The following is a 13,135-nucleotide window of genomic DNA, read 5'->3' as shown; positions in this document are numbered from 1 at the left end:
TCCAAGAATTAGCAAGTTTCCATGCTACTCTGAAGAGACCTTGCCACAAATCCGGAGGTCTGCATGGCGCAAAGTGAAACCGAATTGATGCTGAAAGGGTATGGGCTGACGACGGCGGAATTCTTCTATCACATGCCCGACTATATTCATGTCCTGAACACGTTTATCTGGCAGGATTACGATCTGGCACCGGATCATCCGAAACTGTTCGAATTCATCGACTTCTGGCAGCGCGAGATTGAAGGCCCGCTGCATTCGGTCAAGTTCACCCACCGCAAGATGATCGCGCCGGGGGAATGGCGCAACATGGTGGGAGAGTTCCGGGTGAACTAACCTAGGCCGAACAGCTAGCACCACCCAGCACGCAGAATTTGGCGCAATGAGGGTGATTCAGGTGCACGTCTGCCTCGGCCTCTTCCAGCGTCGCGCCCATTTCAAACTCGGGTGCGTAGGGCAGCAATGTACAGGCCAATACCGCGGGGCGCTTGGCGCCTTTGCGCTTCACCACCATTCGGGAACTGGCGCACATCACCGCGTCAGGCGATTTGTCCAGAATACCCCAGCAGGCGGTGGTGATTTCGGGCACTTCTACGGTCTCGTCCATTTCGGGAAACAACACGGTCTGACCGGGGTTTTGCGCGTCGATGTCGAAGCCATGCGCCGCAAAGAACGCAGCATAACCCGCACGGCTTTCGGCATCCGTGTCGCCCCAGACCGTGCGACCGGCGATCGCCATCCGAAAGCCGTTGTCGCGCAGCCATTCCATGCCCGTCACCGTCTTGGCAAAGCTGCCCTCACCACGTTCCTCGTCATGCAATTCCGGACGATAATGGTCGACGGAAATCCGCAGGGTCAGTTTGTCACCGTGAAGGCGTTGCAAATCCAGCAATCCCTCGCGCATTTTGCGGCGCATCATGGGTTGCATGGCGTTGGTCAGGATCAACACCTCATAGCCACGTTCCAGCGCGGCGCGTGTCATGTCGATCATCTCTGGGTTCATGAACGGCTCGCCACCCGTAAAGCCGATCTCGCGGATGGGCCAGTTGCGTTGGTCGATCTGATCCAGAAAGTCGCGCACCTCGTCCGCCGTGATGTAGACCAACGCGTCATTGGTCGGACTGCTCGCGATATAGCAATTCACGCATTCGATGTTGCACAGAGTGCCGGTGTTGAACCACAACGTCTCAGGGTTGGTCAGCGAGACCGACGCCCGGGTCTGACCATCGGCTGTCACCAAACTGTCCTGAAACTTGCCGATATTGGCGACCTGAGGGGCGTTGTCTTTCATGCCGGTATCCGGTTTGTCTGCGATTTCTGACCTGACTTAACGGTTTGCAGGGCAAGAGTTAAGTGCGGTCGGCTGTCGCTGACAGAGTTTTGATGATCGAAGTTTTCCAATGAATGGTTGCGCTAACATTGGACATGACCCAAGCGGCAAGGTAAGGAAAAGCCATGGTTTCTCGTGTCATACCTGTTGACCCATTTGATCTGGTCATTTTCGGCGCAACCGGCGATCTGGCGCAGCGCAAGATCGTTCCGGCGCTGTTTCGCCGTTATTGTGCGCGCCAATGGCCGCAGGACACGCAGATCATTGGTGCCGCGCGCGGAGGGCTGGAGGCCGACGCGTTCCGGAAACTGTTGCGCGAATCGCTGTTGCGCCATGTGCCGGTTCAGGCGGCGGAGATTGAGATGCTGCAGGGGTTCCTTGAACGGCTTGACTATGTCTCGCTCGATGCACTGTCGGATGAGGGGTGGGCGCAACTGGGTGGAAAGCTGCATGCGGACCGGGTTCGGGCCTTTTATTTCTCGGTCGGGCCGGGTCTGTTTGGTCCGTTGGCCGAGCAGATCAAGGCGCATGACATGGCTACGGGTCAGACGCGGATCGTGGTCGAAAAGCCGTTTGGTCATGATCTGGGCAGCGCGCGGGCATTGAACGCCACGTTGGCGGCGCATTTTGACGAAAGCCAGATCTATCGGATCGACCACTACCTGGGGAAAGAAACGGTCCAGAACCTGATGGCCGTCCGGTTCGGCAACATGCTGTTCGAACCGCTCTGGAACAGCCAGTACGTGGACCATATCCAGATCACTGTGGCCGAAACCGTGGGCATTGACGGGCGCGAGGAATACTATGAGCGCGCCGGAGCCATGCGCGACATGATGCAGAACCATCTGATGCAGCTTTTGTGTCTGATCGCAATGGAACCCCCGGCGAAATTCGACCCCGATGCTGTGCGGGATGAAAAGCTAAAGGTGATCCGCGCGCTGGATTCGGTTGAGCCGCATCACATAGTGCGCGGCCAATTCTCGGGCGGGGACAGAGGCTATCGCGAAGTGGTCGGCAATCCGCGCTCGACGACGGAAAGCTATGTGGCGCTGCGTGCCCATATCAGCAATTGGCGATGGGCCGGTACTCCGTTCTATCTGCGCACGGGCAAGGAACTGGTGGCGCGGTCTTCGATCATCAACGTGATGTTCAAGGATGCGCCGCATTCGATCTTTGGCGAAGAGGCTGGGCGGCATGCGAATGCGCTGTCGATCCGGCTGCAGCCGAACGAAGGCATCACGCTGAAGGTGACGATCAAAGAGCCGGGCCAGGGCGGCATGCGGCTGGTCGATGTGCCTCTGGACATGAGCTTTGCCGAGGCGCTGGGGCCGGAAAGTCAGAACCCGCCCGATGCTTATGAACGGCTGGTCATGGACGTCATTCGCGGCAATCAGACCCTCTTCATGCGCGGCGACGAGGTCGAGGCCGCATGGGCATGGACCGACCCGATCATCGCTGGCTGGGAGGCACGGGGCGATGTGCCGAAACCTTACGAAAGTGGCAGCACCGGTCCGGGCGACGCCGAGTTGCTGATGAAACGGGATGGTCGCCGCTGGCAGGGGATAAACCCATGAATATCAAAGAATATGCCGACAGGGACATGCTGGCGATTGATGTCGCCAACAATTTGGCCGGAGATCTGGAAGCCGCGTTGCTGCACCATGACCTGGTTTCGCTTGCGGTGCCGGGTGGAACCACGCCGGGTCCCGTGTTTGACGTGCTCTGCGCGGCTGATCTGGCGTGGGATCGCGTGCGCGTCCTGCCCACCGATGAGCGCTGTGTGCCCGGCGATCATGAACGTTCGAATGAACGTCTGATCCGCGAGAGGTTGCTGACCAGCCGCGCCTCGGTCGCCGAATATGTGCCGCTTTACGTTGATGGACATGCGCCCGAAGACGTCCTGCCCGAGATCGAAACGCTGATTACTCCGGTGCTGCCGCTGTCGGTTCTGGTGCTGGGGATGGGGGAAGACATGCACACCGCCTCGCTGTTTCCGGGGATGGAGGGGCTGGCCGCCGCGCTCGACAGCCATGCGCCCACGCTGGCCGTCGCCCGCACCGATGTGCAGCCCGAACCGCGCATCACCCTGACCGCGCCAGTACTGGACGGGGCGCTGTCGAAACACTTGGTCATCTTTGGCACCGCCAAACGCGACGCGCTGGACCGCGCGATGACATTGCCACCCGAAGAGGCGCCGATCGCGGCCGTGCTGAGCGGTATGACAGTCCATTGGGCAGAGTAGATGCGATGCAACTCGATAGCCTCAGAACCCTTGCCACAATGACCCACGACCGCCGCATCGAGGATCTGTTCCAAGATGATCCGGTGCGCGCGCAGAGCTTTTCGGCCTCGACTGGTGATCTGCTGTTTGACTACTCGAAAACGCAGATTGCCGAGGATATCCGGTCGGGTCTGATTGATCTGTGCGATCAGGCGGGGCTGGCCGATCGGCGTGAGGCGATGTTCACCGGCCAGAAGATCAACGAGACCGAGGGCCGCGCGGTGCTGCACACGGCCCTGCGCAACCTCGATGGCGGACCTGTCGAGGCCGATGGGCAGGATGTGATGCCCGAGGTGCTGGCGACCCTGCAGCGGATGCGGGTCTTTGCCGAAGAAGTGCGCGGCGGCGCGGTCAAAGGGGCTGGGGGCAGTTTCACCGATGTGGTGAATATCGGTATCGGCGGTTCCGATCTGGGGCCGGTCATGGCCACCCATGCGCTATCGACCTATCATGATGGGCCGCGGCTGCATTATGTGTCGAACGTGGATGGGGCGCATATTGCCGATACGCTGCGCCCGCTTGATCCGTCTCGCACGCTGGTCATTGTCGCGTCGAAAACCTTCACCACCATTGAGACCATGACAAACGCGCGCACCGCACGCGCATGGATGCAGGACGGTGGCGGAGATCCGGCACAGCAATTCGCAGCCGTCTCAAGCGCCGTCGACAAAACCGCCGCCTTCGGCATCCCCGAGGCGCGCGTCTTTGGGTTCGCCGATTGGGTGGGCGGGCGTTATTCCGTCTGGGGGCCGGTGGGCCTGCCGGTGATGATCGCCGTCGGCTCAAACGCGTTTGATGCGTTTCTGCGCGGCGGGCAGGCGATGGATTTGCATTTCCGCTCGGCCGAGTGGATCGAGAATATGCCGGTGATGCTGGCCCTTGTGGGGATCTGGCACCGTCAGGTTCTGGGACACGCCAGCCGCGCGGTGCTGCCCTATGATCAACGTTTGCTGCGGCTTCCTGCCTATTTCCAGCAGCTTGAAATGGAATCCAATGGCAAATCGGTGGCCATGGATGGCAGCGATCTGACGATGCCTTCTGGCCCCGTGGTCTGGGGTGAACCCGGCACCAACGGGCAGCACGCGTTTTATCAGCTGATCCATCAGGGCACCGATGTGATTCCCTGCGAATTCATGGTCGCCGCCGAAGGCCACGAACCTGAACTTGCGCACCATCACCGTCTGCTTCTGGCAAACTGTCTGGCCCAGTCCGAGGCCCTGATGCGGGGCCGTTCGCTGGACGAGGCCCGGTCGCGCATGGCCGACAAAGGCCTGACCGGCGAAGAGTTGGAACGTCAGGCGCGGCACCGGGTGTTTCCGGGCAATCGTCCCTCGACCACGTTGATCTATCCGCAGCTTACGCCCTTTGTTCTGGGCCAGATCATTGCGCTGTACGAGCATCGGGTGTTTGTCGAAGGCGTGCTGCTGGGCATCAACTCGTTCGACCAATGGGGCGTGGAGTTGGGCAAGGAACTGGCAACGTCTCTGGGGCCGATTGTGGACGGCGAGGCCGGCACCGAAGGCAAAGACGGATCGACCGCGGCGCTGGTCGCCTATGCCCTGCGCCATCGCGGTTGACGCGGCACCCGGTCGCACTCTCTTATTGTCAGACAATTAAAATCTTGGCAGGGTCAATGCCAAGACAAACGGCGCGGCACAGCGCTGATGATGGGAGGAATGTCCATGCTGGGACAGATGATGACGCAGCCCTTGCTGATTTCGTCGCTGATTGATCACGCCGAACGCTATCACGGCCAGACCGAGATCATCTCGGTGGAGACAGACGGAACCGTGACCGAGACCAACTGGGCCGGGATTGCGCGCAACGCCCGCCGGATGGCTTCGGCGCTGGTGAAGCTTGGGCTTGAGCCGCAGGATCGCGTCGGCACGCTGGCGTGGAACAACCGCCGTCATCTAGAGATCTACTATGCCGTATCGGGGGCAGGCTTTGTCTGCCACACGATCAACCCGCGCCTGTTTCCTGAGCAGCTGACCTATATCATCAACCATGCACAGGACCGGGTGCTGTTCTTTGATGCAACATTCCTGCCTTTGGTGGCTGCGCTGCACGAACACCTGACCGAGGTGCAGCATTTCGTACTGATGGGCGCGCGGGACGAGGCCGCGCTGTCTCAGGTGCCCGGGCTGGTTTTCTATGATGAGCTGATCGAGACCGGAGATCAGGACTATGCCTGGCCCAGCTTTGATGAAAACACGGCGTCCAGCCTGTGCTATACGTCGGGCACAACAGGGAATCCCAAGGGTGTTCTTTATTCCCACCGGTCCACCTTGCTGCACAGTTTTGCGTCGAATACCCGTGATGTGATCGGCTATTCCGCGATGGACGTGGTGATGCCTGTGGTGCCGATGTTCCACGTCAACGCGTGGGGGTCGCCCTATGCCAGCGCCATGTCCGGCTCGCGTATGGTTCTGCCGGGGCCGGATTTGCATGGGGAAGCACTGGTCAATCTGATCGACACCTATGGCGTAACGCTTGCCATGGGTGTGCCAACCATTTGGCAGGGCCTGCTGGCCCATGCTGCGAAATGCGGCACCAAGCTGGACAGCCTCGCGCGGACTGTGATCGGCGGTGCGGCGTGTCCGCCTTCTATGATCGAGACGTTCCGCGAGACCTATGGCGTAGATACCGTTCATGCCTGGGGGATGAGTGAGATGAGCCCGCTGGGCACCACAAACTACCCCATGGCCAAGCATCTCGAGATGCCCCTCGAAGCGCAGCATAAACTGCGTGAGAATCAGGGGCGTCCGCCCTTTGGGGTCGAGCTGAAGATTGTCGATGATGACGGCAACGATCTTCCTCATGACGGAGAGACACAGGGCGATCTGATGGTGCGTGGCCACTGGGTGCTGGATAGCTATTTCCACCTGCAGGACGACGCGCTTTTGCAGGATGGATGGTTCGCGACCGGAGACGTCGCAACGCTGGACCCCGACGGCTACATGACCATCCGTGACCGGTCGAAGGATATCATCAAATCGGGCGGCGAATGGATCAGCTCGGTGGAGTTAGAGAACATCGCCGTCGCGCATCCTCAGCTGGCAACCGCTGCTGTTGTGGGTGTGCCGCATCCGAAATGGGACGAACGGCCTTTGCTGGTTGCCGTCAAGGCCGAAGGTGAAGAGCCGACCGAGCAGGACTTGCTTGCCTTTTTCGACGGCAAAATCGCCAAATGGCAGGTGCCTGATAAGGTTGTGTTCGTGGATGCGCTGCCATTGAACGCGACTGGCAAGGTCCTGAAACGCACTTTGCGTGCGGATTTCAGTGATGTCCTGATGAGTTAGGGAAAATGGCTCCGGCGGTAGGGATCGAACCTACGACCAATTGATTAACAGTCAACTGCTCTACCGCTGAGCTACGCCGGAACGGTTCGCGCCGTATAGCAACCCGTATCTGCAACGTCCAGAGGGTGGATTGAGTTTTTTCTACGAAAAAACACGCCCGTGATAGAGAGTGCGATTTGGGTATAAAATGTGGTGAATTTGGCTCCGGCGGTAGGGATCGAACCTACGACCAATTGATTAACAGTCAACTGCTCTACCGCTGAGCTACGCCGGAACTGAGGGGCGTATAACAACCCCGATTTTCGCCGTCCAGAGGGGAAGCGCACGGGCGGGCAAAATTTTTGTTCGCTCAATCGATGCGCCGAAAACGGGCTGTGGCTGACAGGGCATCGTCCGGCGCGATGCGGGATCTGCCGGTCAGATCGACCAGATGGGCAAAGACGTTGCGCTCGGCCGCAGGCAGCAGGGCTTTGGGGGTGTCGGTGTAGATGCGCTGCGCCAGCTCATGGGCGGTGGCAGGGCCTTGTGACAGGGCCTTGAGGATTTGCGCCTCGCGTCCCAGCCGGTGATTGATCAGCCAATCCAGACGCTCGGCGGGCTGGGTTATGGGGGCTCCGTGGCCCGGGTGAAACACCGACCAGTCGCGCGCACGCAGACGGTGGCAGGCGTCCATGAAATCCGTCAGGTCTCCGTCCGGAGGCGAGACCAGCGAACTGGCCCAGCCCATGACGTGATCAGCAGTGAAACAGGCATCGCCCCAAGCCAGTGCGATGTGATTGCCCAGATGGCCGGGCGTGTGGATCACCTCGAGCTGCCAACCGTCGGTAGCGATTGTCTCGCCATCTGCAAGTTCGATGTCCGGGCGGAAGTTGGCGTCGATTCCCTCGCCACCCCCCGCAAGGCCCTGTTGCGCCAGTTGGGTCATCACGGCGCTGCGCCCGGCCTGCGGTCCGCCGAACGCGAGGATCGGGGCACCGATGCGCGCCGACAGCGGCGCGGCCAGCGGAGAGTGGTCAAGGTGGGTGTGGGTCACAAAGATATGGCTGATGCGCTGCCCGGGCTGCAGCGCCGCCAGAATCGCGTCGAGATGCGCATCGCTCAGCGGGCCGGGGTCGATCACCGCAATGTCCCGGTCGCCCAGAAGATAGGTGTTGGTCCCGCGATAAGTCATCGGAGAGGGGTTCGGAGCCAGCACCCGGCGCAGGCCCGGAGACAGCTCAGCAACCAAACCCGGGGTGGGGTTGAAATCGTCGGGGGCCTGCATCGTCACCTCTTCCTCTTGCCCGGGCAGCCCGCTAGGTTTAGCGCATGTCGACGCAATGGCTCAAACCCTATATGCCGCGCAGCCTGTATGCCCGCGCCGCGCTGATTCTGGTGCTGCCGGTGATTGTTGTCTTGTTGGTTGTTTCCATTGCCTTTCTGCAGAAACACCTCGAGGAAGTCACGGCCCAGATGACCCGCACAGCCGCGCGCGAGGTTATGTTGGTGCTGGATGTGATGCAGGGCGCAGAAACCCAGCAGCAGGCCTTGGCTGCGGTGCGCAAGGATTTGTCTGTTCTGGATATGCAAGCCCGGTTCCTGCCCCTGAATGTAGAGCCCGAGGACAGCGCGCGCCGTTGGTATGACTTCATCGCACCGCAGGTTGAAACCGAGATACGCATGCTCATCCCCGAGACGTTGAATGTGGCATTGCCCGATGGACAAAACGTTCGCCTGTATCTCGCGACCGATCTTGGCACGCTCCAACTCAGCTTTGATCGACGGCGTCTTTCACCTGCGGCACCGCATCAGCTGATCGTGACGATGGTTTTCTTTGCGGGGCTGATGACCTCGATCTCGTTTCTTTACATGCGCAATCAACTTCGCCCGATCACACGGCTGGCCGACGCAGCGCAGGCCTTTGGGCGTGGGCGCGTCGTGCCCTATACGCCCGGCGGCGCGATTGAGGTGCGCGCGGCAGGCAGCGCCTTTGTCGACATGCGCGCCCGGATCGAGCGGCAGATTGAACAGCGTACTCTGATGCTGTCCGGGGTCAGTCATGATCTGCGCACGCCGCTGACCCGTCTGAAACTGGGCCTGTCGATGTTGCCCGAAGAAGATGCCGCCCCGTTGCTGCAGGATGTCAACGAGATGCAATCCCTGCTGGACGCGTTTCTTGAGTTCTCGCGCGGGGCGGCGGAAAGCACGCCCGAGTCGGTCGATCCGGTATCTTGGCTGGGCCAGATCGTTGATGATGCGCAGCGCGCGGGTCAACAGGTCGAGCTGGGCGCGGTCGAAGGGCAGGGCAGTGCGATGCTGCGCCCCACGGCCATGCGCCGGGCGGTCGAGAATCTGATCGGGAACGCGATCCGCTATGGCGCGCGGGCCGAAGTCAGCCTGTCCATGACGCCAAAATCCTTGCGTATCCGCGTTGAGGATGACGGCCCCGGTATCCCGGTCGAACAGCGCACCGAAGCGGTGAAGCCCTTCACCCGGCTTGATCCTGCACGAAATCAGAATCAGGGCAGTGGCGTCGGGCTTGGCCTTGCCATCGTCGCCGACATCGCGCGCGTGCACGGAGGAATTTTGCGCTTGGGCAGCAGCGAGAAACTGGGCGGGCTGTGCGCCGATATTGTGATTGGGCGGTGATTTGGTAGGCCCGGCAGGACTTGAACCCGCAACCAAAGCGTTATGAGCGCTCTGCTCTAACCAATTGAGCTACAGGCCCGCCATGTCGCCTTGGGTATCACGATCAGTGCCCGCGTCAAGCCTGACCGTTGCAACATGGGCCACAATCGACTAACCCGCGCGCAAAGCACTCATGAGGGACTGGCCATGACAGCGGGCAAGAACGGAATCACCTACGCCGATGCGGGTGTCGATATCGATGCGGGGAATGCTCTGGTCGATCGCATCAAGCCCGCGGCCAAGCGGACCAACCGCTCGGGCGTGATGAGCGGGCTGGGTGGATTTGGTGCGCTGTTCGACCTCAAGGCGGCGGGCTATCAGGACCCGATCCTAGTTGGGGCCACCGATGGCGTTGGCACCAAGCTGCGGATTGCCATCGACACGGGCGTTGTAGATGGCGTCGGCATTGATCTGGTGGCGATGTGCGTCAACGACCTGATCTGTCAGGGTGCTGAGCCGCTGTTCTTCCTTGATTATTTCGCGACCGGCAAGCTGGACACCGACACTGCCGCGCGGATCATCGAAGGTATTGCCGAGGGCTGCGTGCAATCCGGTTGTGCCCTGATCGGTGGTGAAACCGCCGAGATGCCGGGGATGTACCCGGATGGCGATTTCGATCTGGCCGGGTTCTCGGTCGGCGCGATGGAACGCGGAACGGCGCTGCCCGAGGGTGTGCAGCAGGGCGATGTTCTGCTGGGGCTGACCTCGAACGGGGTGCATTCCAACGGCTATTCTCTGGTGCGCAAGCTGGTCGAAATGTCCGGGTTGGGTTGGGATGCCGCGTCGCCGTTTGGTGGCGGTACGCTGGGCGAGGCGCTGCTGACGCCCACGCGGCTGTATGTTCAGCCTGCGCTGCAAGCGATCCGCGCAGGCGGCGTGCACGCGCTGGCCCATATTACCGGAGGCGGCCTGACCGAAAACCTGCCGCGTGTGCTGCCCGAGGGGCTGGGGGCTGAGATCAATCTGGACGCATGGGATTTGCCGCCCGTTTTCAAATGGATGGCGGAAACCGGCGGGATCGCCGAGGCCGAGATGCTCAAGACTTTCAACTGCGGCATCGGCATGATCGTGGTCTGTGCGGCGGATCAGGCTGAGGGGTTGGAGGCGCTGTTGGCCGAGGCAGGCGAAACCGTCTCGCGGATCGGCACCGTGACCGACGCGTCGGGTGTCGCCTATTCGGGCAAGCTGCTGTGAGCCATAAGCGCGTCGCCATCCTGATTTCCGGGGGCGGCTCGAACATGCTGTCGCTGGTCGACAGTATGACAGGCGACCATCCCGCGCGGCCCTGTCTGGTTCTGGCCAACGATGCCGAGGCGGGGGGGCTGAAAAAGGCGGCTGCTCGGGGTATTCCGACAGCCTCGGTCGATCACCGACCCTTCGGCAAGGATCGCGCCGCGTTTGAGGCTGAATTGCTGAAACCTCTGCTTGCTGCGCAACCCGATATCGTCTGCCTTGCTGGATTCATGCGGGTTTTGACCGGTGATTTCGTTTCGCGCTTTCAGGGGCGAATGCTGAACATCCACCCCTCGCTGCTGCCCAAGTACAAAGGGCTGCACACCCATGCCCGCGCGCTTGAGGCGGGCGACGCCGAACATGGCTGCACCGTGCACGAGGTGACCGCAGCGCTGGATGATGGCCCTGTTCTTGGGCAAGCGCGCGTGGCGATCAAAGCGGATGATACGCCTGAAACGCTTGCGGCCCGCGTGTTGGAATGGGAGCATCAGCTCTATCCGGCGGTCCTGCGGCGGTATTCTGAAGGCAACACTGATCCGGTTCTTTTGCCCTGAGCCGCAGCGGCGATTTACACGCGTCGATTATTCGTCTTATGGTCCCGTAACGCTCGGGACGTGGTCAAGACGGGCAGGAACAAGAACCATAAAAGCAAGAACACAACGGCGCATGAAAACCCTGACAACGACGCAAGAGCTTGCCGCGTTCTGCACGGCCGCCGCGCAGCATCCCTATGTCACCGTAGATACCGAGTTTCTGCGCGAACGGACCTACTATTCCAAGCTGTGTCTGGTGCAGCTGGCGTTTCCGTCCGAGGATCCCGACAGCGCCGTTCTGGTTGATCCGCTGGCCGATGGCCTGTCGCTTGAACCGCTGTATGAGCTGTTCCGTAACGAAGACGTGGTCAAAGTGTTCCATGCCGCGCGACAGGACCTTGAGATTTTCTGGGTCGATGCCGGTGTCTTCCCGACGCCCCTGTTTGACACACAGGTCGCCGCCATGGTCTGCGGCTTTGGTGAACAGGTCGGCTATGAGACGCTGGTGCGCAAGATTTGCAAGGAAGGTGTCGACAAGACCTCTCGGTTCACCGACTGGTCGCGCCGCCCGCTGAGCGATGCGCAAAAGACCTATGCGCTGGCGGATGTGACCCATCTGCGGCGCATCTACGAATATCTCGCGGCCGAGCTGGAAAAGACCCGGCGCGATCATTGGGTTGCGGAAGAGCTGCGCATTCTGACCCTCTCTGAGACTTACGATATCCGCCCCGAGGACGCGTGGCGGCGCGTCAAGACGCGGACCAACTCGGCCAAGTTTCTGGCCGTGGTGCGCGAGCTGGCCGAATTCCGCGAGGCTTATGCGCAGGAAAACAACGTCCCGCGTAGCCGGGTGTTCAAGGATGACGCGCTGATCGAGATGGCCTCGATCAAGCCGAAATCGCCCTCGGATCTGGGTGGGTCGCGCATGCTGCTGCGCGAGGCGCGCAAGGGTGCAATTGCGGATGGCATTCTGGCGGCGGTGAAGCGGGGGGTAAACTGCCCGCCGGACAAGTTGCCGAAGGTGGACAACAGCCGCGACAAGCTGAAAGTGAACCCGGCGCTGGCTGATCTGCTGCGGGTGCTGCTGAAATCCAAGACCGAAAGCGCGGGTGTTGCGGCCAAACTGATCGCCTCAAGCGCCGATCTGGATCAGATTGCTGCGGGCGAACGCGAAGTGGCCGCACTGTCCGGCTGGCGGTTCGAGGTATTTGGCGAGGACGCGCTGAAACTGTGCGACGGCAAGATAGCCTTGGCAGCCAAGGGGCAGACGGTGCGTGTCGTACCGCTCTAGCGGCGGCGCGATTCCAGAGCGTTGCGCTGACCCACAACCCGCACAAGGCGGATACCTTCCAGATCCTGTTCACTGACGGTGATGGCGTCAGACACCATCCGCGAGCGTTCGGAACCCTGCGCTGTTTCGTAGTTGGGGTATTCCACCCGGAATGTGAATTCCATGATGCCGTCCTTGGCCAGCTCATCCGACACGGTCCGGGCAAGCTGCGCATTAAAGGCCCCCTGCCGGACAGCAGTCCCAGAGGCAAAGATGATCGCACCCGTAGCAGTCGGATCAATGCGCAGTTCATCTATCACACCGATCGCCACGCTGTTGTCCACAACTTCTGGACCCGAAAACAGACCGCCGCCATCGCGCTGCTCGGGGATAAGCGCGTTCGCGTCATCGACCGAAAATTCGCTGGGGGCGGGTGTGCTGCGGCCAAACCAGTTCGACGGGTTCGCGCGCGAATTGCTCCAACCGCTGCAGGCAGACAGACACACGGAGGTAACCAGAAGA

12 protein-coding genes and 3 tRNA genes are annotated in these 13,135 nt (G+C 60.9%); 9 read left to right on the top strand and 6 right to left on the bottom strand.

What is annotated here, in order from left to right; genetic code table 11:
- Positions 1 to 63: 63 nt before the first annotated feature.
- Positions 64 to 333, top strand: coding sequence for an usg protein (locus ACR3EN_RS15585; protein ID WP_480819932.1), 270 nt, complete (start codon positions 64 to 66; stop codon positions 331 to 333).
- A gap of 1 nt (position 334) precedes the next feature.
- Here the strand turns inward: ACR3EN_RS15585 and ACR3EN_RS15580 are convergent, their stop codons facing one another.
- A complete protein-coding gene (locus ACR3EN_RS15580) occupies positions 335 to 1,288 on the bottom strand; it encodes a radical SAM protein (protein ID WP_480819934.1) in 954 nt (317 codons plus the stop codon).
- A 164-nt stretch (positions 1,289 to 1,452) separates the two neighbouring features.
- On the opposite strand from ACR3EN_RS15580, the gene zwf reads away from it, so the two are divergent.
- From zwf to ACR3EN_RS15560, 4 genes are all read left to right on the top strand, one after another.
- Positions 1,453 to 2,901, top strand: coding sequence for a glucose-6-phosphate dehydrogenase (zwf, locus tag ACR3EN_RS15575; RefSeq protein WP_480819936.1), 1,449 nt, complete (start codon positions 1,453 to 1,455; stop codon positions 2,899 to 2,901).
- The gene (gene pgl / locus ACR3EN_RS15570; protein WP_480819938.1) at positions 2,898 to 3,569 is read left to right on the top strand and encodes a 6-phosphogluconolactonase; all 672 of its coding nucleotides are present in this window, start codon (positions 2,898 to 2,900) and stop codon (positions 3,567 to 3,569) included. The genes zwf and pgl overlap by 4 nt, the downstream gene beginning before the upstream one ends.
- A 5-nt stretch (positions 3,570 to 3,574) precedes the next feature.
- Entirely contained in the window at positions 3,575 to 5,185 is a 1,611-nt protein-coding gene (pgi, locus tag ACR3EN_RS15565; protein ID WP_480819940.1) for a glucose-6-phosphate isomerase, read from the top strand.
- A gap of 105 nt (positions 5,186 to 5,290) precedes the next feature.
- Positions 5,291 to 6,910, top strand: a complete 1,620-nt coding sequence (locus tag ACR3EN_RS15560; protein ID WP_480820086.1) for a long-chain-fatty-acid--CoA ligase — start codon at positions 5,291 to 5,293, stop codon at positions 6,908 to 6,910.
- Positions 6,911 to 6,916: 6 nt separating this feature from the next.
- Here ACR3EN_RS15560 and ACR3EN_RS15555 read toward each other — a convergent pair.
- From ACR3EN_RS15555 to ACR3EN_RS15545, 3 genes are all read right to left on the bottom strand, one after another.
- Positions 6,917 to 6,991, bottom strand: a tRNA-Asn gene (locus tag ACR3EN_RS15555).
- Between the two features lie 118 nt (positions 6,992 to 7,109).
- Positions 7,110 to 7,184 (bottom strand) — tRNA-Asn (locus ACR3EN_RS15550).
- A gap of 75 nt (positions 7,185 to 7,259) precedes the next feature.
- Positions 7,260 to 8,174: an MBL fold metallo-hydrolase gene (locus ACR3EN_RS15545; RefSeq protein ID WP_480819942.1), complete on the bottom strand. Its 915-nt coding sequence runs from the start codon at positions 8,172 to 8,174 to the stop codon at positions 7,260 to 7,262.
- 44 nt (positions 8,175 to 8,218) lie between these two features.
- Between ACR3EN_RS15545 and ACR3EN_RS15540 the strand changes: the two genes are divergently transcribed.
- Positions 8,219 to 9,538, top strand: coding sequence for an ATP-binding protein (locus tag ACR3EN_RS15540; protein WP_480819944.1), 1,320 nt, complete (start codon positions 8,219 to 8,221; stop codon positions 9,536 to 9,538).
- Positions 9,539 to 9,540: 2 nt separating this feature from the next.
- Here the strand turns inward: ACR3EN_RS15540 and ACR3EN_RS15535 are convergent.
- Positions 9,541 to 9,617, bottom strand: a tRNA-Ile gene (locus tag ACR3EN_RS15535).
- A gap of 107 nt (positions 9,618 to 9,724) precedes the next feature.
- Here ACR3EN_RS15535 and purM point away from each other — a divergent pair.
- From purM to rnd, 3 genes are all read left to right on the top strand, one after another.
- On the top strand, positions 9,725 to 10,771 hold the full coding sequence (gene purM / locus ACR3EN_RS15530) for a phosphoribosylformylglycinamidine cyclo-ligase (RefSeq protein ID WP_480870129.1): 1,047 nt from the start codon (positions 9,725 to 9,727) through the stop codon (positions 10,769 to 10,771).
- Positions 10,768 to 11,364 carry a phosphoribosylglycinamide formyltransferase gene (purN, locus tag ACR3EN_RS15525; RefSeq protein ID WP_480819948.1) on the top strand — a complete coding sequence of 199 codons (597 nt, stop codon included), beginning with the start codon at positions 10,768 to 10,770 and terminating at the stop codon, positions 11,362 to 11,364. The genes purM and purN overlap by 4 nt, the downstream gene beginning before the upstream one ends.
- 112 nt (positions 11,365 to 11,476) lie before the next feature.
- Positions 11,477 to 12,634, top strand: coding sequence for a ribonuclease D (gene rnd / locus ACR3EN_RS15520; RefSeq protein WP_480870126.1), 1,158 nt, complete (start codon positions 11,477 to 11,479; stop codon positions 12,632 to 12,634).
- On the opposite strand, the gene ACR3EN_RS15515 is transcribed toward rnd, so the two are convergent.
- A complete protein-coding gene (locus ACR3EN_RS15515) occupies positions 12,631 to 13,119 on the bottom strand; it encodes a hypothetical protein (protein WP_480843402.1) in 489 nt (162 codons plus the stop codon). The two genes, rnd and ACR3EN_RS15515, sit on opposite strands and share 4 nt — an antisense overlap.
- Positions 13,120 to 13,135: the final 16 nt, after the last annotated feature.

The organism is Ruegeria sp. G7, assembly GCF_056535465.1.
The sequence above is the reverse complement of the archived record's forward strand: the minus strand, read 5'-3'. Positions and strand labels throughout refer to the sequence as shown.